This is a genomic window from Paenibacillus sp. NN59 (assembly GCF_057597225.1).
Window position 1 is genome coordinate 5,569,721 of sequence record NZ_CP199678.1, and the last position, 21,759, is coordinate 5,591,479.

18 protein-coding genes and 1 riboswitch are annotated in these 21,759 nt (G+C 46.0%); of the genes, 8 read left to right on the plus strand and 10 right to left on the minus strand.

Going from position 1 to position 21,759, the window contains the following annotated elements; translation table 11 throughout:
• Positions 1-44: 44 nt before the first annotated feature.
• Together ACT89M_RS24465 and ACT89M_RS24470 are read left to right on the plus strand one after the other, a co-directional pair.
• A complete protein-coding gene (locus ACT89M_RS24465; protein WP_308723197.1) occupies positions 45-1,049 on the plus strand; it encodes a Gfo/Idh/MocA family protein in 1,005 nt (334 codons plus the stop codon).
• A 110-nt stretch (positions 1,050-1,159) separates the two neighbouring features.
• On the plus strand, positions 1,160-2,110 hold the full coding sequence (locus ACT89M_RS24470) for an aldo/keto reductase (RefSeq protein WP_253491206.1): 951 nt from the start codon (positions 1,160-1,162) through the stop codon (positions 2,108-2,110).
• Between the two features lie 216 nt (positions 2,111-2,326).
• Here the strand turns inward: ACT89M_RS24470 and ACT89M_RS24475 are convergent, their stop codons facing one another.
• The 3 genes from ACT89M_RS24475 to ACT89M_RS24485 all read right to left on the minus strand — a co-directional run bounded on the left by ACT89M_RS24475 (position 2,327) and on the right by ACT89M_RS24485 (position 4,982).
• Complete coding sequence (locus ACT89M_RS24475; protein ID WP_487344857.1) at positions 2,327-2,521, minus strand: hypothetical protein; 195 nt, start codon at positions 2,519-2,521, stop codon at positions 2,327-2,329.
• A gap of 590 nt (positions 2,522-3,111) precedes the next feature.
• Positions 3,112-4,134 carry a Gfo/Idh/MocA family protein gene (locus ACT89M_RS24480; RefSeq protein ID WP_308723195.1) on the minus strand — a complete coding sequence of 341 codons (1,023 nt, stop codon included), beginning with the start codon at positions 4,132-4,134 and terminating at the stop codon, positions 3,112-3,114.
• A 71-nt stretch (positions 4,135-4,205) separates the two neighbouring features.
• Positions 4,206-4,982: a sugar phosphate isomerase/epimerase family protein gene (locus ACT89M_RS24485; RefSeq protein WP_145334688.1), complete on the minus strand. Its 777-nt coding sequence runs from the start codon at positions 4,980-4,982 to the stop codon at positions 4,206-4,208.
• Positions 4,983-5,218: 236 nt separating this feature from the next.
• On the opposite strand from ACT89M_RS24485, the gene ACT89M_RS24490 reads away from it, so the two are divergent.
• From ACT89M_RS24490 to ACT89M_RS24510, 5 genes are all read left to right on the plus strand, one after another.
• The gene (locus ACT89M_RS24490; protein ID WP_090924364.1) at positions 5,219-6,040 is read left to right on the plus strand and encodes a helix-turn-helix domain-containing protein; all 822 of its coding nucleotides are present in this window, start codon (positions 5,219-5,221) and stop codon (positions 6,038-6,040) included.
• A 93-nt stretch (positions 6,041-6,133) separates the two neighbouring features.
• The gene (locus ACT89M_RS24495; protein ID WP_154891795.1) at positions 6,134-6,832 is read left to right on the plus strand and encodes a response regulator transcription factor; all 699 of its coding nucleotides are present in this window, start codon (positions 6,134-6,136) and stop codon (positions 6,830-6,832) included.
• Between the two features lie 20 nt (positions 6,833-6,852).
• On the plus strand, positions 6,853-8,316 hold the full coding sequence (locus tag ACT89M_RS24500) for a HAMP domain-containing sensor histidine kinase (RefSeq protein ID WP_487344858.1): 1,464 nt from the start codon (positions 6,853-6,855) through the stop codon (positions 8,314-8,316).
• Between the two features lie 153 nt (positions 8,317-8,469).
• Positions 8,470-9,228 carry an ABC transporter ATP-binding protein gene (locus tag ACT89M_RS24505; protein ID WP_186809840.1) on the plus strand — a complete coding sequence of 253 codons (759 nt, stop codon included), beginning with the start codon at positions 8,470-8,472 and terminating at the stop codon, positions 9,226-9,228.
• Positions 9,229-9,231: 3 nt separating this feature from the next.
• Positions 9,232-11,637 (plus strand): ABC transporter permease, encoded by a 2,406-nt coding sequence (locus tag ACT89M_RS24510; RefSeq protein ID WP_487344859.1) that lies wholly within the window; start codon positions 9,232-9,234, stop codon positions 11,635-11,637.
• Between the two features lie 132 nt (positions 11,638-11,769).
• On the opposite strand, the gene mmuM is transcribed toward ACT89M_RS24510, so the two are convergent.
• From mmuM to ACT89M_RS24545, 7 genes are all read right to left on the minus strand, one after another.
• Entirely contained in the window at positions 11,770-12,846 is a 1,077-nt protein-coding gene (gene mmuM / locus ACT89M_RS24515) for a homocysteine S-methyltransferase (protein WP_487344860.1), read from the minus strand.
• Complete coding sequence (mmuP, locus tag ACT89M_RS24520; protein ID WP_221786798.1) at positions 12,843-14,237, minus strand: S-methylmethionine permease; 1,395 nt, start codon at positions 14,235-14,237, stop codon at positions 12,843-12,845. The genes mmuM and mmuP overlap by 4 nt, the downstream gene beginning before the upstream one ends.
• Positions 14,238-14,329: 92 nt before the next feature.
• Positions 14,330-14,431, minus strand: a riboswitch (SAM riboswitch).
• A gap of 136 nt (positions 14,432-14,567) precedes the next feature.
• A complete protein-coding gene (locus ACT89M_RS24525) occupies positions 14,568-15,773 on the minus strand; it encodes a Ger(x)C family spore germination protein (protein WP_308723191.1) in 1,206 nt (401 codons plus the stop codon).
• The gene (locus ACT89M_RS24530; RefSeq protein WP_308723190.1) at positions 15,770-16,870 is read right to left on the minus strand and encodes a GerAB/ArcD/ProY family transporter; all 1,101 of its coding nucleotides are present in this window, start codon (positions 16,868-16,870) and stop codon (positions 15,770-15,772) included. The genes ACT89M_RS24525 and ACT89M_RS24530 overlap by 4 nt, the downstream gene beginning before the upstream one ends.
• Positions 16,871-16,961: 91 nt before the next feature.
• Positions 16,962-18,674 carry a spore germination protein gene (locus ACT89M_RS24535; protein ID WP_308723189.1) on the minus strand — a complete coding sequence of 571 codons (1,713 nt, stop codon included), beginning with the start codon at positions 18,672-18,674 and terminating at the stop codon, positions 16,962-16,964.
• Between the two features lie 233 nt (positions 18,675-18,907).
• Entirely contained in the window at positions 18,908-19,828 is a 921-nt protein-coding gene (locus ACT89M_RS24540; RefSeq protein ID WP_308723188.1) for a methyl-accepting chemotaxis protein, read from the minus strand.
• 304 nt (positions 19,829-20,132) lie between these two features.
• Positions 20,133-20,576 carry a VOC family protein gene (locus tag ACT89M_RS24545; protein WP_308723187.1) on the minus strand — a complete coding sequence of 148 codons (444 nt, stop codon included), beginning with the start codon at positions 20,574-20,576 and terminating at the stop codon, positions 20,133-20,135.
• Positions 20,577-20,672: 96 nt separating this feature from the next.
• Here ACT89M_RS24545 and ACT89M_RS24550 point away from each other — a divergent pair, with 96 nt between their 5' ends.
• Complete coding sequence (locus tag ACT89M_RS24550; RefSeq protein ID WP_308723186.1) at positions 20,673-21,719, plus strand: helix-turn-helix transcriptional regulator; 1,047 nt, start codon at positions 20,673-20,675, stop codon at positions 21,717-21,719.
• The last annotated feature ends 40 nt before the right edge of the window (positions 21,720-21,759 follow it).

Sequence of the window (21,759 nt, forward strand, 5' to 3'; positions counted from 1 at the left end):
CTTTATAATCACAATATACATTCAAATACAGGAGGAAACAAGTTATGAATTCTGTTCAAAAGTTACGCTGGGGCATTCTCGGCAGCGCCAACATTGCAATAGGTTCCGTCATTCCTGGCTTGCAGCAATCGGAGTTGAACGAGGTTACCGCTATTGCCAGCCGGGATCTTGATAAAGCACAGCAAACCGCTGATAAACTTGGAATTGAAAAGGCTTACGGAAGCTATGAAGCCATTTTGGAAGATGATTCAATTGATGCCGTTTACATTCCACTTCCGAATCATCTGCACCGGGAATGGACGATCCGCGCGGCACAGGCTGGCAAACATATTTTATGCGAAAAACCACTCGCTCTTACGGAAAAAGAAGCGCTCGAGATGGTTGAAGCTTGTGCAGATGCAGGCGTGCATCTGGCCGAAGCGTTTATGTACCGCCATCACCCGCGTTATGACCAGATTAAGGAGATTATTGCCAGCGGCGAGATTGGCGAAATCCGTGGCATCCACAGTACGTTTTCGTTTAACAATTCCGGGTCATCCGGCAATGTTCGTTTCCGTAAGGAATGGGGCGGCGGCGCGCTGTACGATATCGGCTGTTACTCCATTAGTGCGGCTCGCCTCCTGCTGGGACAGGAGCCGAAGGCCGTGACTGTTATCGGTATGTTCTCACCAGAGCATGATCAGGTGGATATGATGGCTTCCGGACTGCTTGAATTCGATAACCATGTTGGCGTTACGTTTGACAGCAGCATGTGGGCAGCCTTCCGTAATACGCTAGAGGTGCTTGGCTCTGACGGTATTATCGAAGTCCCTTCTGCCTATATTGCCCGTACAGACAGCAGCTCTAACTTCTATGTTACGGCAGGCGGTGAACGCCGTGAGGTTGAGGTGCCACAGGTCAATCATTATGCATTACAAGGTGACGATATGGCTCGCGCTGTACTTCAAGGCAAGGAACTTCGTTTCGCTCCTTCCGATGCGGCAGCCAATATGAAAGTCCTTGAAGCTTGTCTTCGCTCGGCAGAAGAACGTACACGAATTACGTTGTGAGGCACGAACCAGAGACTATATGCTCTACAATATACTGCAAAGAACAGTAAGGAACTGCAAAGCACTCCCAAACGAATTGTAACCTTTATATAAGAGAGGACGGTTTATCTATGGAATATATTGAAATCGCCGGTGCTGGCAAAAAAGTCTCAAGGCTAATCAAAGGAACAGATTATTTCTTCCATGATACGTATGAGAAAGCTGCAACAAACCTGGATGCGTTTCTGGCGATCGGCGGCAACACGGTGGATACAGCGCACATCTATTGCGGCGGTCAGAGCGAAGAGGTACTGGGACGTTATATGAAGGAACGCGGCAATCGCGACCAGATGGTTATTCTCACCAAAGGGGCACACCATGACCAGAACGGCCCTCGCGTGAATGCGGATGCCATTCGCAAAGACCTAACTGAAAGTCTGGAGCGTTTACAGACGGAGCATGTCGAGCTATACGCACTGCATCGGGATGATCCTAACATGCCTGTGGCTGCCATTCTGGAGGCACTGAACGAACACATCGAGTCTGGCAAAATCGGTGCCATCGGCGCCTCTAACTGGACCTGGCAACGGTTAGAAGAAGCTAACGCTTATGCCGCCTCCCATGGTCTCAAAGGATTCACGTTCAGCAGTCCAAACCTCAGTCTCGCCAAAGCGAACGAGCCATTCTGGGCAGGCTGTGTATCGGCGGATGCCGAAACGCTCGCATGGCATGAGCAAACAAAACTGCCGCTCCTGTCCTGGTCTTCCCAGGCTCGCGGTTTCTTCACTGGTCGATTCACACCAGAGGTACGCGACAATGCGGACTTGGTGCGTGTATTCTACAGCGATGGCAACTGGGAACGACTTCGTCGTGCCGGGGAATTGGCTGCATCCAAGAATACAACGGCGATTCAGATTGCGTTAGCATATGTATTGAATCAGTCCTTCCCGACCTGCGCATTGATTGGGGCACAAAATCAGGCAGAGTTGCTCTCCTGTGACGAAGGCTCCCGCATCACGCTAACTTCGGAAGAGATCGCCTGGATCGATCTGGCTAGTGAGGTTAAGCCAGCCGGCGTCTGAAGATAATGTCCTGAAATTCTAAACTTGCTAAACGCAAAGAACAAATCTTAAAATAAACCACAAATCAAGCTAAAAACGGGATCAAGGTAACGGAATTTCCTCCTTGTCCCGTTTTTTTGATAGCTGTGCAACTGGAATAATGGAGAGAGACCAGATACACAACGTGACTCAAGCAATAGAACATTAGCTAGCTTGGGCCTGCTCTTGTTGGCAATATTACCTCATAATCGCACACGCACACGCACACGCACACGCACACGCACGCACACGCACACGCACACGCACACGCACACGCACACGCACACGCACACGCACACGCACACGCACACGCACACGCACACGCACACGCACACGCACACGCACACGCACACGCACACGCACACGCACACGTCGCAAAGTATACTTACTCACGGATGCACAGTAAACCCCTCATTTATAGAACTTTGAGCCGACGATTACAGCCAAAAGACATGCGCTGAATTTCTAACGATCACAGATGAGGCTATTCTGCCGATTTTAGCCTATCCTCAAATCTAACGATCACAGGAAACGCTATTTTCTCATTTCACCCTCAAATCTGCTCTTTTGGGGGCCTTTCTGAGGAAATAACGTCGCTGGTGATCGTTACATTTTTCCGACTGCCAAAATCATGCAAATAAGCTCCACTGAGATCGTTAGCGCAATCCTGATGTTTTAACATACGATTTCTCCCTAGATTACTCACGAAAAAGACATTCTCTAGTTTAGGGTACTGGAGAATGTCTTTGGATTAAATTCATATCACGTCTGCATCATATGTGGACGTGAAATCACCTTGCGTAATGTGCTTAACCGTTGCACTCTAACCGATGACTCACATAAAAAGGACATCCACCAGCATACTGTGCTGGAGAATGTCCTCTAAATTTAATGATTGCGAATTAATAAGCAACTTCTATCCTAAGAATAGCCTGTTACGGGCTGATACGGCTTGTTAAAGCTTAACGATCCGAGCTGTTATGTTACAGCTTAACGATCTGACCTGTTTTCTCGGATTCAAAAGCAGCCAGAATGACTTGAAGTGAACGCAAGCCCTCTTCACCCGAGATGGATGGAGGCGTCTTGGTTACGATGGATTCTACGAATGCATCGATTACGCCGCTTGGTACTTGTTTTTCATTGGTAGCCATCGCGCCAACTTTGTACGTTTCAACCGTACCATTGGTCAACTCAACGATAACCTCGTCACCATCCACTGTGCCGATCTTCATTACGCCGTTCTCACACCACAGCACGGTGCTGTTGTCTCCGCCTCTGTATTGTGTCCAGCTGGCTACGAGTGTGCCGATTGCGCCGCTCTTCATACGCAGCAAACATGTCGCGTTGTCATCCACATCCGTACCTTCTTTGTGCAGCGTGCTGATGAAACCAGCTACTTCGGATACTTCGTCGCTCAGCAAATAACGGATAAAGTCGGATTTGTGTACGCCAAGGTCACCCATCGCGCCCATAATAGCTTCTTCTTTGCGGAAAAACCAGCTACCTGCTCCATCTAAACTCCAGCCTTCCGGACCCGGGTGACCAAAAGCAGTACGGAAGGTCAGCACTTTGCCCAATCGGCCGGAATCCAGAATTTCTTTTGCTTTCACGTGAGGAGGCATCAGACGTTGGTTGTGACCCACCATCAGATATACCCCGTTTTTCTTAGCCGCCTCAATCATTTGCTCGCCTTCTTCAGTGGAAACCGCCATCGGTTTCTCAACCAGCACATGCTTGCCCGCATTAGCAGCGGCAATCGTCATTGGTGCATGCAGATAGTTCGGTGTGCATACGCTCACCGCTTCTACTGTTGTTTCGTTTGCAAGCAATTCCTCATAACTGGAATATGCTTTACCGCCGTACATTTCAGCCATTTCCTGCGCACGCTCCACTACCGGATCAGCAAATGCGACAAGTTCTACGTTCTCATTGGCAGCGTACTCTGGAATATGTCTGCGCTGAGCGATGGCTCCACAGCCGAATACAGCAACTTTAATTTTACTCATGTACAAAATTCTCCTTTGACAATTAGATTCATGTTTTGCACGGTCAGATGTTACGTTGAGTCTTTTAACTCTTAAAACTGGTTCAAATAGTTTTGTTTCAGCCAGTTGTGGCTGTTCTCAACGCTCTCAAGCGGAGGGTTCTGACATACGTCCTGTTCCACGATCAGCCACTCTACCCCTGCATTTGTTGCGCTTTCAATTACAGCCGGCAGATCCACTTCACCTTGTCCCAGCTCCAGTGTTTTCATCTGACCCTGCTCGTCTTTGCTGAAATCTTTCAAGTGAAGCAGCGGCAAACGGCCCGCATATTTATTAATATACTCGATTGGATTTTGTCCGGCAAACTGTACCCAACATACGTCCATTTCCACTTGTACCGCTTCTGGAGTCGTTTGAGCGAACATCGCATCAAAAGCATTTGCATCCCCAACTTGACCATGGAATTCGAAGTCATGGTTGTGGTAACCAAAGATCAAACCTTGTTTTGCGGCTTCTGCTCCGTACTGTTGCAATTCTTCAAACAGCTTTGTCCAGCCTTCTGCATTGTCCGGGCGATCTTCCGGCATCAGATAAGGGCAGATCATATATTGTGCACCAATTGTTTTCAGGTAATCGATTTGTTTTTGCAGGTCTTCGCGCATCGCATGAAGGGACACGTGGCTACTGAAACCTTTTAGACCCAGCTCATCTAGTAGCGCTTTCATTTCCTCTGCTGGAATGTCGCCATATCCGGCAAATTCAACCCCTTCATATCCAAGGGCGGCCACTTTGCGCAGTGTACCACGAAAATCCGCTGCAGTTTCATCACGAAGTGTAAAAAGTTGCAAACCAATGTTCAATTTTTTCATGACAGATACTCCTCTGCTCTCAAATTTGCTTACATTGCTCTATCTGGTATCATCCTAACGCAAAACAGGCTAAAATGAACATATACAATATAATCGAAACATGAACTATCTGATCAAATTTTATTTCCATCCTAATGTAATCCGTGAATTCAGTTCTATGGCTGCATGCTGGCAGTCCTATAATTCCGTCGATTCAATAGGATCGAATGATTGGGGGACGTACATCTGTGGAAACTTTGGACACATCCGTACTGATCTGTGATTACTCCTATCACTACAAGGCATTCACCCATAATATGAAAGGCGAGCTAGCCACCTATCTGTTCCGCTTGCAGACGGAAGGATCGTGCAAAGTATATGTACAGGAAGAGGAATTCCGCATGACCAGCGGTGATTTGCTTTTATTAAAACCAGGGGACGATTATCGCCTCGTCGTAGATGAACCACACAAGGAAGGGCGTTTGTCGAGTGGGGACTACTATCTCTTCTGTGAAGGCGACTGGATTGAAAAGTGGTGGAAACGCCAGCAACGTCCAACAGTAAGCCGTATTGGTCTGGATGACAAATTGATCAGCCTGTGGCGCAACATGCTACTGGAGAAGCGTCGCGGCCCGCTGGAGGAAAATACGGAGCTGAAAGACGCCCTGCTACGGGGATTATGCCTTTACATTGATCGGGCGATTACGGAAAATATTCAGACCGACCGGGCCGTTTCTTCAGCGCTTAAATTGAAGCGTTTTATCGAAGAACATGCCACAGTCACGTTCAAATTGGAGGAAGCTGCCCGTTATGCCGGACTGAGTCTATCGCGGGCCGTGCGTTTATTCAAGGAACACTACAATCAGACCATGATCCAATATGCCATCGAAATTCGACTGAACGCCGCACTGGAGCGTATGAAATACAGCGAGATGACACTAGAGCATATTGCCGAGTCCTGCGGTTTTGCGAGCTACTCCTATTTTCACCGGGTATTTCGGGCGCATTTTGGCGTGTCTCCAGCGGAATACCAAAAATCAAAGCAGCATGAACCGATAGATGATCTGGAGCATGTGTAAAGTGAAACACTATAATTCCAATCCATTCGGCGATGTATTCTCAATCATTACTTATTACCTTCATTCTAAAACTGGATGTACTGGAGTGATCCCATGAACTCGAAACGCAAAGTTCTCATTATCGAGGACGAACATGACATTTCTCGCATTTTACGCGATTATCTGATGAAAAATGGATATGAGGCCGCCGTTGCTGCCACTGGAGAGGATGGACTTCAGATTATGGAGTTGCTCCAGCCGGACTATATTATTCTCGATATTATGTTGCCAGATCAGGACGGTATCGATGTATGCCGTGAAATTCGCAGGCGGAACAACATTCCCATTCTTATTCTAAGTGCCAGAGGAAGTGATACCGACAAGGTACTGGGGCTTGGATTTGGTGCAGACGACTATATGAGCAAACCTTTCTCCCTGAGCGAGCTGCTCGCCAGAATCAATGCTCACTTCAGAAGATACGACAGTCTGAACACGGTACAGGATCACTCCCATCTGCTACGTTTTGCTAACCTGGAGATTGACAAGAAGGCTTATAAAGTTACCGTAAATGGTAATGAAGTCTCTCTATCGGCAAAAGAATTCCAACTTTTATATTATCTCGCCAGCAACAAAAATCAGGTCTTCTCCAAATCTCAATTACTTGATGCGATCTGGGGCTTCGACGCTTACGGAGATGAAAATACAGTAACGGTGTACATACGCAGACTGCGGGAAAAGATCGAACACGATGCCTCTCATCCAACCCTTCTAAAAACCGTCTGGGGAGTCGGATACAAGTTTAATCATGACTAAGCACGAATGGAGAAGCGTTCATGTCACTACATAACTGGTCTACACGATGGCTGAAATTATCATTAGCAATCCTACTTCTAATTCTGCTGTGTAGCCTTGGCTTATTCCTTCATATGCTCACATCTCCTTCTTCCAGTGAGTCTGCACCGATGATTAATCAGGTGCGTCTGAAGGTTAACCCGATACTGCTTGAACTGGAGCAAAATCATAATCGTCTTGCTGACCCTGTTGTTCAGGAGCAAATCCGCACCACAGCGAGCAAAGAAAACATTCCTTTTTCCTATGTAGGATTGGATGGTCTAATCAAACTGTCCTCTGTACCATCATCCGAAGGTACATTAGTAAACCTTAGATCTGCGTTACATTACAACTTGGCAGATGTGTTACAGATTGCGGACGGTAATGAATTGCTGGATATTGCTTTTCCCGTCATGGGAAGCCCAAAGCCAAATGGCCATCAGGTCGGAAATGTTATTTTCACCGTACCCCCATCTCTTGTATTTGCTCACAAGACGTCTACTGTTCCCATATTCTTGCTGGTTGCAGTAATCATACTTTCCCTTCTGCTCATGTTTCTTCTATACACCATCGTTCGCCGGATCAAAGGACAGTTGTTAACCCCGGTCAATCAGCTGAAACATCATGCCGAATCGATTCTTAAAGGCAAATACGACGAGAAAATCCAATATCAACGCACGGACGAAATAGGTGACCTCTACGCTATGCTGGACTTGATGCGGATGGAGCTTATGCATTTGAGTACACAGCGCATGAGGCAGGAAAAGGCTCAGAAAGAGCTCATCACCAATATCTCTCATGATCTCAAGACTCCCATTACCACGATAAAGGCATACATAGATGCGATCTCCCAAGGGGTATGCGAAGATGAAGATACCCTCAAAGAATATTTGGATATTATGCAGATCCATACAGACAAAACAGCCCGGCTAGTAGAGGATTTGCTTGTTCACGCATTACATGAGCTTGGGCAGATCTCGGTTGAGCCGCAAGAACGATACAGTCGTTCCGTCTTTGAAAATATGCTGAGACCCATTGCACATATCGTGCGATCCCACGGATTGACCTACGTACAGCCTAGTCCTATCCCTGACGTACTTATTCGGATTGATCCGGTACGCATAGAACAGGTCATCTCCAATCTGATATCTAACGCACTTAAACATACTGCTCCCGGTGATTTTATCCGCATTCATGCTGAGGTCCATTCGGGACAATTCAAGCTGACCATCACTGATTCGGGGCGAGGGATACAGACTCAGGACATGCCCTTTGTATTTGAACGATATTTTAGAGGTGGCTCTTCCTCTCCTTCCTCTTCTTCCTACTCTCCCCTTATCCAGGAAGGAACAGGTCTTGGCCTCTCGATCTGCAAAAGCATCATTGAAGCGCATGGAGGACAAATTCATTTTTCCAGCAAAAATGGTCAAGAAACTCTCTTTCAGTTCAGCCTGCCCTTATGTTGAAGTGACAAATAGCAATGAAGCGACACTGATCATGAATACCTTTTTAACTCTGAGCTGTCCTAGGTTTGTAATACTTTATTTATATTTGGATAAGGGTTTCTCAATATCTTCCCTTTATGATGAACGATATACTGCAACGGGGAGTGAATCTGTTTGAACAAAACATCCATCATTCGTGCCCAAAATCTGTGTAAGACCTACCAGACCGGGAGTGAACAGTACCATGCGATTCGTAACGTTAATCTCGATATCTATGAAGGGGATTTCACTGTGATCATGGGGAATTCCGGTTCAGGCAAATCTACGCTGTTATATTTACTGAGTGGACTGGACATGGTTACTGCTGGCGAGGTTTATTTTCAAAATCAACGTATTGATACCTATAGCGAACGAGAATTGTCTGCATTCCGCACACGTCGAATCGGGTACATCTATCAAAGCATCAACCTTGTTCCCGACCTTTCTATTCACGAAAACATCGCTCTTCCCGGGTACATCGCCAGAAACAAAAAAAGTGAGGTTCAAGCGCGGGCGAAACAACTTATGCGCGACATGGACATCTATGAACAACACAATCGCCTGCCCTCCCAGACCTCCGGGGGTCAGCAACAACGGGCTGCGATTGCCCGTGCACTCATCAATTCACCGGATATCCTGTTCGCTGACGAGCCTACCGGAAGTTTAAACTTCGAACATGGAAGAGCGGTGCTCGACATCCTGACGGATATGAACCGGGAAGGACAGTCCGTCGTGATGGTAACCCATGACATCCAAGCCGCTTGCCGGGCTGATCGTCTGATCTTGATCCAGGATGGTAAAATCGGCGGTATTCTGGAATTCGACAAATATCACGAGCATCAAATTCCGGAGCGGGAGTCCATTGTCTTCGCTTTTGTATCGGGGAAGGAGTAATTTATGGCTGCCATCCTGAAGCTGAGTTTTTCTTATCTTACTAAAAATAAAATCCAAAACCTGTTTATTACCCTGCTTATATTACTTTCCACCCTTCTCGTGTGCACTTCCGTTATCATTTTGGCGAACACAGGTCATCAGTTCAAGGAAATGCATAGCCGAACAAACGGATCGCATCAGATGTTGACATTCGAAAAAGATCTAAATGATCCCCAAACGGTGTATGACTGGTGGGCCGCTCAGAACGGTGTTCAGGTCTCACCTTTGCTTACTTACCGTACGTTGTCAGGCATGACCTTGGATAATGTGGATATCCCCAACATTTATCTGTATATGATGAACACCCCTCCACCTCCATGGAATGTAGATCAACTCGTATTTGCATCCGGTAAAGAAAGCCCGTCTCCCGCACAAGGAAATGTATGGATTCCTACTTCGATGGCCTACAGTTATAACATTAATGTCGGTGATGTCGTTCAATTCAGAACGGGACCTTCTAAGCTAAGTCTCACCGTATCAGCGATTGTTGTGGATGTTCCTTACGGAGCACCGTTCAGCAATACGGCAAGAATCTGGATGAACCCTGGCGATTATCAACATGATTTCACCACGCTTGCAGGTAAAGAACATCACATGATAGGCATACATTTTGATGATTACAGTACGAGCTCCAGCTACTGGGACCGTTATGCAAGCGAGACAGGTTCTCCTTTTCTGGAAACCAAAATGGAATTCGAAAGTATATCATCCTTCTATCTAATCATCAACCAGATCATCGGTTTCATTATGATATTCTTGGGGACCGTCATGATGATGATTGCGCTCATTACGATTGGCTTCACCATATCCGATGCCATTCTGTCCAACTACAAAACGATAGGTATCCTTAAGTCGCTTGGATTGACCTCCCGAGCAACCATTGCTACCTACGTTATTCAATATGCTCTGTTGTCCATCATCGCCGTTCTTCCCGGGGTGGTACTTAGCGTATTCGTCTCCAAATTCATCATCAACATCTCCGTATCATCCCTACGGACTGACCAGGGTGATCTTGCAATTGAGGGCATTGGAGCTGCTATTGTTGTAGGGCTGCTGTTACTCGTCTTGGTTATTGCATTTGTCGTGTTATATGCCAAAAAAGCTCGTAAAATCGAGCCTGTTCAGGCCATTCGTTACGGTATGTCAGAGAGCGACAATGTACGCATGGTGCGACGAATGGATTCACCGCTAGCACATATGGCTTCATTTGGAAAGCTGCCTGTTTCTTGGGTCATCGGCATACGCAGTTTGATCAAAAATGGCAAAAGCTCTGTCTTAATGATACTGCTGACATCGGTGGCCGCTTCCGTCCTTGTCTTCGGATATGTTGTTCTGACCAGTATTATCGGCATCCATCAGACAGCAGCCCAATGGGGGTATGACAATGCCAACATTGCCGCTGTGGTCGTAGACAAAACGACATTTCCAAAAGCAGCACTTCAACGTGTACTGGAAGAAGATCACCGCATCAAAAATGTGGGCTGGCAGGGAAACCTTACCGGCGTTATTCCCTCCGAAGTTTTGGAAAACCATACAACCCGTCCGTCGATCAGTCTTTATTTGGGTGTATTGGACGGGAGCTATAAGGTCTCCGGATTCGAGACGTTAAGAGGAAATAACCCTGAACGCGAGAATGAAATTTCAATCGGAGTCAGTGTGGCCAAGATGTTAAACAAGGATTTGGGAGACCTTATCGATCTTTACGTTGAAGGAGAGAAGCGCACATTCATCATTTCGGGTATCTATCAAGCCATCGCAAATATGTCGGTATCCGGGAGAATCACAGCTCAAGCTGTTCGGAGCGTAAATCCGAGTTACAGTGATGTCGATGTTGCCTTTATTAATGTCATCGACCCATCACAAGCAGGGGCAATTGTAGCCCAACTGAATGAGCGGTTCAGAGACTCTGCTTCCATCGTCACGCAAAAAACGCTGCTAGATTCCGTTTTTGCAGAAGCGGCAAACATTCTTATATATCCCATGGCTCTGATTGGTCTACTGTTCATCATCGTTACCTTTATGATCATCTTCAGTACCTGCCGAATCAGTATTCGCAAAGAAAACATGACGTATGGCATCTACAAATCAATAGGTATGACATCCAGTAGTATTCGTTCATCTCTCACGTTTGGTATCGCATCGTTATCCCTGATTGGTTCGATGTTTGGTGTTATTGCGGGTGTATACCTTCTTCCCCGGCTACTTGAACAAGTTCTCTCAGGATATGGAATCGTACACCTTCCCTTGGTTCTGAATGGATGGGGCATTCTGCTATTCGCCTGTTTGAGTATATTGGCAGCAGCAATCGGATGCTGGCTGGCATCCCGGGAAATTCGCAAGGCATCACCACGTATGTTAGTTATTGAATAACCTAAAAAGAACCTGAAAAGAGCCCTTACCTATTAAAAAAAGGTAAGGGCTCTTGGAGATTATCTAAGTTTTTTAGGTTTATATACATTTTTATGTTCTTATTCAGGTTTGTTCTATAAAAAATTTTGGCTGCTAACCACGCCACTTCTTCGCCAGCTCGCTAATCTGATGTGGTGTTGTCCGGCAGCATCCACCAATAATCTGAGCACCAGCGGCAACCCATTGTTCTGATGCGTCCTTCATGCTTCCACAGGAACCTTGGCCACTCCATGTTTTGGTCTCGGCATCGTAGGTTTCACCTGAATTCGGGTACACGATGATCGGTTTATCGCAGGCTTGGCGCAGGATACCAATGGCTTCTGTGACCACTTCCATCGGAGCACAGTTCAGGCCGACTGCCACAATCTGCGGTTCAGAGCCAAATGTCTGTGCGCATACCTCAAGCGATGTTCCCTCGCTGATGCTTGTCCCATCTTTTAATGAAAAAGAAAGCCACGCATGAGCATCAGGAAACTCCTTAAGCAATTCGACAAGAACTCGAGCCTCTTGTAGAGAAGGAATCGTCTCGAACGCCAAAATGTCAGCTCCGGCTTCAATCAGCGCATTCATGCGTGGACGGTGAAATGCAGCCAGTGTCTCATCTGATACATCGTAATGTCCCACATATTCCGAACCATCTGCCAGATAGGCACCGTATGGGCCGACAGAGCCAGCAACGACAGGTCGCGGACGACGCAACTTCTCGCCACTAGTGTGTTCACCAGTACGATATTCACTCTGCTCGTTCCCCACGTTCTCGGCTCGTCCCGAAGAAACGTCTACAAGCTGTCCTGTTGAACCTTCAACTACTGTGGCTTCCTGCACTTCTGCCCACACATCATCTCTGGCCTTCGCCGCCAGTTCCACTGTTTTTCGAATCAGATCCAGGGCAGCCTCTTCTCCGATTCCACGCTTGCGGAAACCCTCCACTGTTGCCTGATAACTGGAGGTAATTGCACAATCTGCCCCTGCTCGGAAATAATCAGCATGCACGTTCACGATAACATCCGGGTTCTCCAGCAACACTCGTGCAGACCAGAGCGGGTCATCCAGATCACAGCCATGCTGTTCCAGTTCCGTTGCCAGTGCACCATCCAGAATCATGATTGGATACTCGTCCAGAATACGTTGAACCACATTTATATCATTCGTTTGCTCACGTTGTGTCATGAAGTCAGCCCTCTTTTCTTCTTCGTACGATCCGTCCAATAATACACGATATAACACAAAATAATGAATGGAATACCACAGTATAAAGCAATCCGCTGTGTTGGGTCAAAAGCGATACCTATGCAGGATGCGAGGCACAATACAAATGAAACGATAGGCACAAATGGATACAGCGGCGTTCGGTAAACCAGGTCTTTCACGTCATGTCCTTCCCGCAGATACTGTCTACGGAACATGTATTGAGACACGCTGATGCTCATCCAGACAACTACCACAGCAAGACCTGAGATTGAAACAAGCGTAATATAGACGGTTCCCGGCGCAATGATGCTGGACAGTAAAGCCAGTGCACCACCGGCCATACTAAGCACAAGTGCATTGAACGGCACACCGCGTTTGGTCAAACGGGCAAACCATGGAGAGATCGTCTTTTTATCCGCCAATGACCAGAGCATCCGTGATGAAGCATATAACCCCGAATTCGCTGCGGATAGAATCGCCGTTAAAATAACAAAGTTCATGATGTCGGCTGCATATGGAACACCGATCCGCTCCATGACAGCAACGAACGGACTCTCCAGCACGCTCGCATCTGACATCGGAAGCAATGCTGACAGAATAACAATCGTGCCAATAAAGAAAATAATCAAACGCCACAGCGTGGTGTGAATGGCCTTCGGAATGGTTTTTTCCGGATTTTCCGTTTCGCCTGCGGCAATACCAATCAGTTCCGTACCCGAAAAGGCAAAATTGACCGCCAGCATCGTCATCAGAATCGCAGTTGCCCCGTATGGGAACCACCCAGACGCTGTAATGTTGGAAAAGAACGGAGCCGGTTCAGCATTTGCCATCGGAATAATACCAAACATGGCAGCACCACCAAGAATAATAAAGATGACAATCGTCATCACTTTCACCAAGGAGAACCAAAATTCGGATTCGGCAAAAAGTTTTACCGTGAACGCATTAAACAGGAAGATCATCACGGCAAACAACGCACTCCAGATCCAGACGTTCACAGACGGAAACCAGCGTTGCATAAGCAGTCCTGCGGCTGTAAATTCTGATCCGAGCGCTACGGTCCAAGTAAGCCAGTACAGCCAGGCCACCGTGTATCCTGTCGCTGGTCCAATGTATTTAGCCGCATAACTATGGAATGCACCCGTCTCCGGCATATGCACAGACAGTTCGCCAAGACAGAGCATCACCAGGTACACCACCAAAGCACCGATCAAATAGGACAAAATCGTACCGAGCGGTCCGGCTTGTTGAATGGTATACCCTGAGCTAAGGAACAGTCCTGTTCCTATGACGCCACCAAGAGAGAGCATAACTACATGCCTCGTTTGCATTTTTCGCTGAAATTGGCCTTTATCGTTACTATTCTCCATATAACCTGCTCCCTGCTTCTTCATCCAGAACAAACAAAAAAGACCCACTCTTTCCTGAAGAGTGCGCCGTAACTGACAAATAAAAACAAACGCTCCTATCTATCAGGCTTTCACCCGCTGGAATTAGCACAGTATCCTTCAGATCTGTTGCTGAGGTTTCTAAGGGCCAGTCCCTCCACCTCTCTGGATAAGAAAATGATTTTGTATAACTATATCGACTGCTGCCTGATGTGTCAACATTTAAATAAACACCAGGTCCCCAATCGAGCTTTTGATCTTTTCCTTGGAGCCGAAGTTAACACATGAAGCATCCCGATTGAGTATATCAAGCTACTCTGTAGAGGAGCCTGGATTGACAATATTCGTTTTAATCTCATACGTAATAGGGACTGTCGCAAACACTTCATCCCAGTTATCTTTTACCTTCTTCCACGTTTTTGGATAATGGATTCGAATGCTGTCCCGAAAACCGGCAACGTCAGCTTTATACGTATGTTGGAGTTTATAAAGCATCTGGTCAATCTGTTGATCTACAATTTTGGCAAAATCCTTTTCGAGTTCCTTCAGATAGGCCCCTTTTTCTTCTTTTTCAGGCGCGCGCCAATCCTCCATTAACCAGCCCTCAGACTCTGCCTTGACATGGAACGAAATGTTCCCTCGAACTACCTTTGGAATTATTTTTATAGACTTTTTCTTGATCTCATAGAGAACTGTGAATCCTTCCTTACTATATGTTTTGATGACCCCGCCCGCCTTTTCCTCAGACTTAATCCAAGACAATGCTTCCAGGTCGGTTTGGCTAAGCTCCCCGATAAATTTCGTTGTTTTGCCTTTAAAGATGCTGCCCCCTGAAAATTTATCCTCGCCATCTGCATTCAACACATTTTGAAGCAAAAAACTGGAGCCAGACTGCATCTCTGCATCCAGTTTCGCAAGCGAAACAGGCTCCAGTATTTTATTAGAGATGTACGAGTTGTTCGTAATTCCCGTAAGATAAAAGGCCGGAATCCGAGAAGGATCTCTCGAAGTGAGCACATCTACCGCACGGTGATGGCTGATTAGTACAAGGCAATTGGGGCGAATATCGTTATCCCGCAACACAAAATCAAGCAACTGTTGTAACCCATACTTTTTGGCAATATCCTTGGAAATCACGATTACCTTCAGATGATGTCCAATAAGTGGACGATCGCGCCGCAGGGCAAACTGGCGGAAAATCTGGAGCAAGGAATCTCCGGTAAGCTGTTCGTTAGAGTAAGAGGATTTACCGGATGAAGGCGAGCCTCCCTGCTCGCTCTGCTGGCCGCTCGATTTTCCAGGGGCAATTTGAACCGTTGCGGTGACGTTATTTTCTTTAGGGTAATGTCCGCCTTGAGCTGATATATTTTTCTCGAATTTTGTTTCCTCTCCAACATCGATTCCGAGACCCACATACAGACTCAAATCTTCAATTTCCCGGCTACTCCAGCACCCCGAGATCAGACTGAGAATAAGCAAGGCTGAGATGATACGTAGCCATAACCGGAGAGAAATCATGCGTGTTTACCTCCTTTTTTGCGAATAATGCTAAGCAGCAGCAATACCAAAGGCATAATGGCAAACAAAACAACAGATGCATTGCCCAGCATGTCCCCGAGTGCAAACGTTTCATACACATTTTTGGGAATCATGGCTGCCAAATAGATAAACGGTAGTAGACAGTACATAATTGTCCGCATCTTTTTCGCTTTAAACAGATCACGAATCCCCACAGAAGCACAATAATGGGTGATAGCAAACGTAGAGAAAATCTGCAAAATCCAGATGACCAGCAATAATGATTCGAAACGCTCAAAGATCAAACCTTGAATCTCAAAACTACGAACCAGATCCAGCGTAGGCCAGGTTCTCGTTTTAATCCCGTCGAGGGATAAACTGCCTACAACCATCACGACTGTAATTAAATAGATGGCTGTAGATATCCCAATCCCCCATGTCATGGCCTTATTGCTTTTTTTGGGATTTTGCATATACGCTGTAATGACCAGCATTACTTCATAACCTGTGTATGAAAGCAAGGAAGGTTTCAGCCCTTTGATTACAGGTAAAAACCCTTCTCCAAGAACCGGTCTCAAATTACTGATTTCGAACAGTTGGTTACTGAGCAATATTTCCATCACAAAGATGACCAAGGTAATCGGCAAAATGACCTCGAACACACGCACGATAACTGGAAGTCCGCCGGAAATCAGATAAATTCCGATCCACATAAACACCATCACAATGGCCCAGTTAGGTGTACGCTCCAACAAATACATTCCGGTTACGTCAGCCATCACCCGAATTTCAAAAGCGGCAATGACCATAAAATAAATAATGTTGGCACAGCCCAATATGTAAGCAATCCAACTTCCTGTAATCTCCCGGGTGAATTGGAAAACGGTCTTTTCTGGAAATCTCCGACACAGGGTTACCAATATAATGCCAACCCCTGTAATGATTAGCCCTGAAAGGATGATAGAAATCCAGACGTCCGGCGTTCCAACCGCTTTGCCCGTTGTCCGAGGTAGTGTTAATATGCCTGCACCAAGCATGTAATTGACGATAATGACCACGGCTTGTGTCGTGCTTATTTTTACTTGGGAGTCATTCACTTCTATAACACCTCCTGACCATCTATGAAATGTACGCAATCTTACTGAACTGCACAGAACCTATCTACACGGAACTTCACTTCGAACAACATTATTTCTTGCGATCTTTATCAGTCGAATTCATCATGTCGGGGCGTCTTCTCATCATATTAAGCGGTGCGCGAATGACAAAATCCTTCCAATCGCCCAAATGATATGGAACGGTTGGTGCGATATAAGGGACCCCAAAACTGGAAAGTCGAGCTAAATGAGTACAAATGAGCAGGAAAAACATGACCACACCGTACAACCCCATCACCGCAGCACTAAACATGGCGGCAAAGCGGAGCAAACGGAGCGTCAATCCTGCACTATATACGGGGATCGTGAAGGACGAAATCGCTGTGACCGCTACGACAATGACCAGAAACTGGCTGATAATCCCTGCCTGTACTGCTGCCTGACCGATGATCAGACCCCCAACGATTCCCATCGCAGGTCCGATGGGTTTGGGCAGGCGAATCCCTGCTTCCCTTAGAATCTCGATGGACAGCTCCATAATTAAAGCTTCAATAATGGAAGGAAAGGGTACACCCGAACGGGTTTCAATAATCGTTAATACCAGCTTCGTCGGAATCAGACCTGGGTGGAACGAAATGAAAGAGATATAAAGCGCCGGGGCAAGCAGGGCTAACATAGCCGACATAAAACGTAAAATTCGAAGGAACGTACTTGGAATCCAGCGTTCATAGTAGTCTTCTGGAGACTGGAGTAGCATGCTAAAGGTGACCGGCACGACCAGAACAAACGGAGTTCCGTCCAGCAAAATAGCTACACGCCCTTCTAGTAAAGCACCGATAACGCGGTCAGGTCTTTCCGTATTCAGAATCTGCTGGAAAGGACTCAAGGCATCATCTTCAATCAGTTGTTCTACGTAACCGGACTCCAGCATCGCGTCCATATCAATACTTTTTACACGTTTCATAACCTCGGTTACGAGTTTAGGGTCGGCAATATCCTGAAAATAAGCAATAGCCAAGTCCTTTTTAATCCGGCTGCCCACTACAAGCTTTTCTATAAATAAACTCTGGTCACTTCCATAACGTCGTAAAATGCCCGTGTTATCACTAAGCTCCTCTGTAAAGCCGATACGCGGACCGCGTAGTAGACCTTCCGATAAAGGTTCATCCACCCCGCGCGTCTTTAATCTGGACGTTCCGATTAGCATCGCTCCCGGCAGGCCATCCACCAACAAACCGTTTTTCCCCATCAATACCCCTGATGCAAGCTCCTGCAGAGACTCTGTCTCCTGGATCTCGCTGACGGGAAGAATTTGAGTTTTCAGATACGTGGACAGGAAGTCTGCTTGTTCAGGATGAAGAAAACTTTCCTGTTTGAGTTCAGGTATACCCTCGATCATTAAAGGTTTGATTAAATAGCTGTCAATTAGATCTGTATCTGTAAGTCCTTCGGTATACATGATCGCCGCTCTCGTGTTCGTTCCTCGAATGGTGAACTCTCGAATATGTACATCTGCATTTTTGCCAAAGGTCTCTCGAACCGTTATCAGATCTGTCGTGTGTATTCCGGTTAGCTTAATGTTGGCATAGTGTCCGGTTTCCGTCCCTGGTCCCACGCCAGCTTCAGCCGGTGAGATGTCCTTAGGCGAAGGAATCATTTTATGTTTGCGAGAGAAGCTGCCCCGCTTGATTGCCGTATGGAACCAATTGGTCGTGAAATATATAATAATCGGTACAATAAACACCATGAGTGCCTGCGCCCAGATGGTCCATTTCGGTACATAAGATAAGATCGTTGACCACACCCTCCATCCATCCTCCCTTCTCTGTAAAATCAAACCACAGGTATTCCCGGCTTATTGTGTCCTGTTTACCCATAAAAATTCCGTGATTTTGGCAGGATATGCAATGGAACACTTTCTTGCCTGATGATTAACGACCACTTTTGATTTGCGAGGAATATGATCCAAACAGCAAAAAAACGACCCTGCCATAAGCACAGAATCGTTCTGGAATTCATACCATATTTATTTTTCGCTTACACAATTCGGGTTACATGCTGTGCCTTATCATCCAGTAAAATAGCCGCGGCCGCGATCATTTTAAAATCATTTAACGCAATCTCAATTCTTTCGTGACTTTGTTGCACATAGTCCTCTACCTTTTTCGTACCATTGGTAATATTGGTAATTTCTTTGGTAATACCTGTTACACTGTCTCGAATCTCATTAATTGAATTCTCCACCATGGCTGACAGCTTGCGCACTTCCTTCGCCACAATATCGAATCCTCGGCCGAACTCTCCTGCATGTGCAGCCTCAATCGCTGCATTGAGCGCGAGTAATTGTGTCTGAGAAGAGATTTCCCGAATGGTCCGCACCACACCTTGAATGGAGCCAGCCTGTTCTTGCAGATGCGTTAGTGTAGACTGATTAGCTGCAGATACTTCCGAGATATAAGAAACGCTGGACATTAGTTCATGGCTCCGACCAATTCCAGCACCCGCCTGCTCATTCAGCTCTTGAGATAGCATCTTCAATTCTTGAACAACGGCTGTAATGTTATTTTGTCGATTCGTAATATCCGTAGCCATCTTGCAAACGCCAAGTACCTTCTGATTCGACGCATCGAACACGGGCATATATGTAGCTTCGAGCCATACCGATTGGCCTTTGGCATCCATACGCTCAATCTTATCCTGAAAGCTGTTCCCGGCCAAAATACTTCTCCAGAACTCCTCATATGCCGGACTATCTGTAAATGTTCCAAAGCATAATTGCCGATGCTGCATTCCATACATCTCTTCCTTGGTATACCCCATTCTTGAAGCAAATACATCGTTCACGTATGTAACCCTGCGGTTTAAGTCGAAGCGAATAATCGCCAAACTTTTCTCCATCGCCTTGACCACTAAATCGTCCGTCACCTGATCTTGCCGCCCAGTCTCCAATAAAGACATCCAAATCCCCCACAATCCGTCCCATAGTCAATAAAGTGTTGCAATTTTAATTACTTCATGCCGTTCATGATAGATGCATTCTTGCGATGCGTTGACTCCTAGTAATGATACCCGAATTCGGGACTTTTGGATCACTAATTTGCACGAATCCTAAAAAATATTTTTGTGTGTACATACAACCTTCATACTCTGGGTCATAATTCACGATCTGTGGGGGCATAGAGCAACATAAAAAGCAAGTTATGGGTAATCATAACTTGCTTTTTTCTGGCAACTTTATTCTATATAAGTTGAACTAAAAAACTTAGAAATCATGTACCGTTACACATAGCTGAATGACAACACCAAACGGATCACGGACAATCCCGTAGCCGGGACTAAATTCATTCCTTGCATAAGGCACAAGCACCTTCACCCCTTCATGTTGCGTCAACGCCTCGTATAGTCCATCCATTTGGCCTTGATCCTGAGATTGAATGCACAGCGATGTACTGTTTCCCAGTTCCCAAGGTCTCTTCGCATCCATCGCTTCCTCCGCAATCATGATTTTGTTCGCTCCAATCTCCAGCACCGAGTGGGTAATGTACTCATCCTGACCGTCAGGATACTTGAAATCGGGACTCATCTGCTTCATTTCTTTGTAGCTTTTTCGGAATAACACTTTTGCACCCAATGTTTTTTCGTAAAATGTAATTGCTTCTGCCGCCTCTCCGTTCATCGAGAGAAAGGGGATAACTTCAACATTCATGTGACTTGCCTCCTTCATTTGTCTGTCTTACACTTATTACTATAACAACGAAAGGTGCCAATACATGGCACTATTGAGAGGAGGGGATGTTAACCAATGAAAAAGACTGAACGTCTACACCATATGCTTCGCTTTATAAATCAAAAGCAATATTTCACGTTGTCTGACTTAATGCAAGAGTTTCAAATATCCAAACGAACTGCATTACGAGATATTGCGTCTCTGGAAGAGATGGGAGCACCTATCTATGTAGAGTACGGACGTTATGGCGGTTACCGTCTGCTTCAGCAGATGCAACTGCCTCCCATCTCTTTTAATACAGATGAGCTCCATGCCTTGTATTTCGCTATGCAGGCTCTTCGTAGCTTCACCAGTTTGCCTTTTCGAACCACATTTGAATCTGTTCATAAGAAATTTATGGCAGCATTATCAGACAGACAGCAAGAAAACATTCATAACATGCAACAGCGTGTTGCTTTTAAACATACCGAACAGATCAAAGACAGTGCTCATCTGGAGCTTCTATTAAATGCCGCGGTACAGCAGATGGTTATTCAAATTACGTATCATGACAAAAACAGGAGTGCGGCGGAGCAGAGTAAAGTCACAGTTTCTATTGAGAACAAAGAGCCTACGAAAGAGAATCTGGAAGATTACCATGATCAGTCAGAAGCAGTTTCCAAAACAAAAACCAGCACCCGTATTATACAGCCCATTGCGCTATATTCCATTAAAGGGTACTGGTATTGCCAGTCATACGATCTGAAGAAAAAAGCGTACCGTGTATTTCGCTGTGATCGAATCATTTCGGCTGTATTAACGCATATCGAACCTGTCTCACACCTTGCTGAAATACAAAGAGAACATCTCCAATCCTTATGGAAACCTTCCGAACAAGCTATTTCGTTTCAATGTAAGTTCAGCGATTTGGGCATGGAGCAATTTCAACAAAATCACTACCCATCCATGCGCCTTGAAGAACATGACGGATTCTATCTGCTCGTCGGAACCTATGAACCTCATGAACTGGAGTTCATTGTGAGCTACCTTGCAGGGTACGGTACTTCCATTAAGATTGTGGAGCCTGAGATGTTGAAGGAATCGTTGAGACAATACTATTTAAATTTGTTGGAGTGTATTTGATGCTAATAAAAAATACCCGGTAGAGTGCATACCGAGAAAA

What these genes read in the sequence shown, in the direction of transcription:
- ACT89M_RS24465 (WP_308723197.1), top strand. Translation starts at nt 45, where the DNA reads ATGAATTCTGTTCAAAAGTTACGCTGGGGCATTCTCGGCAGCGCCAAC.
- ACT89M_RS24470 (WP_253491206.1), top strand. Translation starts at nt 1,160, where the DNA reads ATGGAATATATTGAAATCGCCGGTGCTGGCAAAAAAGTCTCAAGGCTA.
- ACT89M_RS24480 (WP_308723195.1), bottom strand. Translation starts at nt 4,134, where the DNA reads ATGAGTAAAATTAAAGTTGCTGTATTCGGCTGTGGAGCCATCGCTCAG.
- ACT89M_RS24485 (WP_145334688.1), bottom strand. Translation starts at nt 4,982, where the DNA reads ATGAAAAAATTGAACATTGGTTTGCAACTTTTTACACTTCGTGATGAA.
- ACT89M_RS24495 (WP_154891795.1), top strand. Translation starts at nt 6,134, where the DNA reads ATGAACTCGAAACGCAAAGTTCTCATTATCGAGGACGAACATGACATT.
- ACT89M_RS24500 (WP_487344858.1), top strand. Translation starts at nt 6,853, where the DNA reads ATGTCACTACATAACTGGTCTACACGATGGCTGAAATTATCATTAGCA.
- ACT89M_RS24510 (WP_487344859.1), top strand. Translation starts at nt 9,232, where the DNA reads ATGGCTGCCATCCTGAAGCTGAGTTTTTCTTATCTTACTAAAAATAAA.
- mmuM (WP_487344860.1), bottom strand. Translation starts at nt 12,846, where the DNA reads ATGACACAACGTGAGCAAACGAATGATATAAATGTGGTTCAACGTATT.
- mmuP (WP_221786798.1), bottom strand. Translation starts at nt 14,237, where the DNA reads ATGGAGAATAGTAACGATAAAGGCCAATTTCAGCGAAAAATGCAAACG.
- ACT89M_RS24525 (WP_308723191.1), bottom strand. Translation starts at nt 15,773, where the DNA reads ATGATTTCTCTCCGGTTATGGCTACGTATCATCTCAGCCTTGCTTATT.
- ACT89M_RS24540 (WP_308723188.1), bottom strand. Translation starts at nt 19,828, where the DNA reads ATGTCTTTATTGGAGACTGGGCGGCAAGATCAGGTGACGGACGATTTA.
- ACT89M_RS24545 (WP_308723187.1), bottom strand. Translation starts at nt 20,576, where the DNA reads ATGAATGTTGAAGTTATCCCCTTTCTCTCGATGAACGGAGAGGCGGCA.
- ACT89M_RS24550 (WP_308723186.1), top strand. Translation starts at nt 20,673, where the DNA reads ATGAAAAAGACTGAACGTCTACACCATATGCTTCGCTTTATAAATCAA.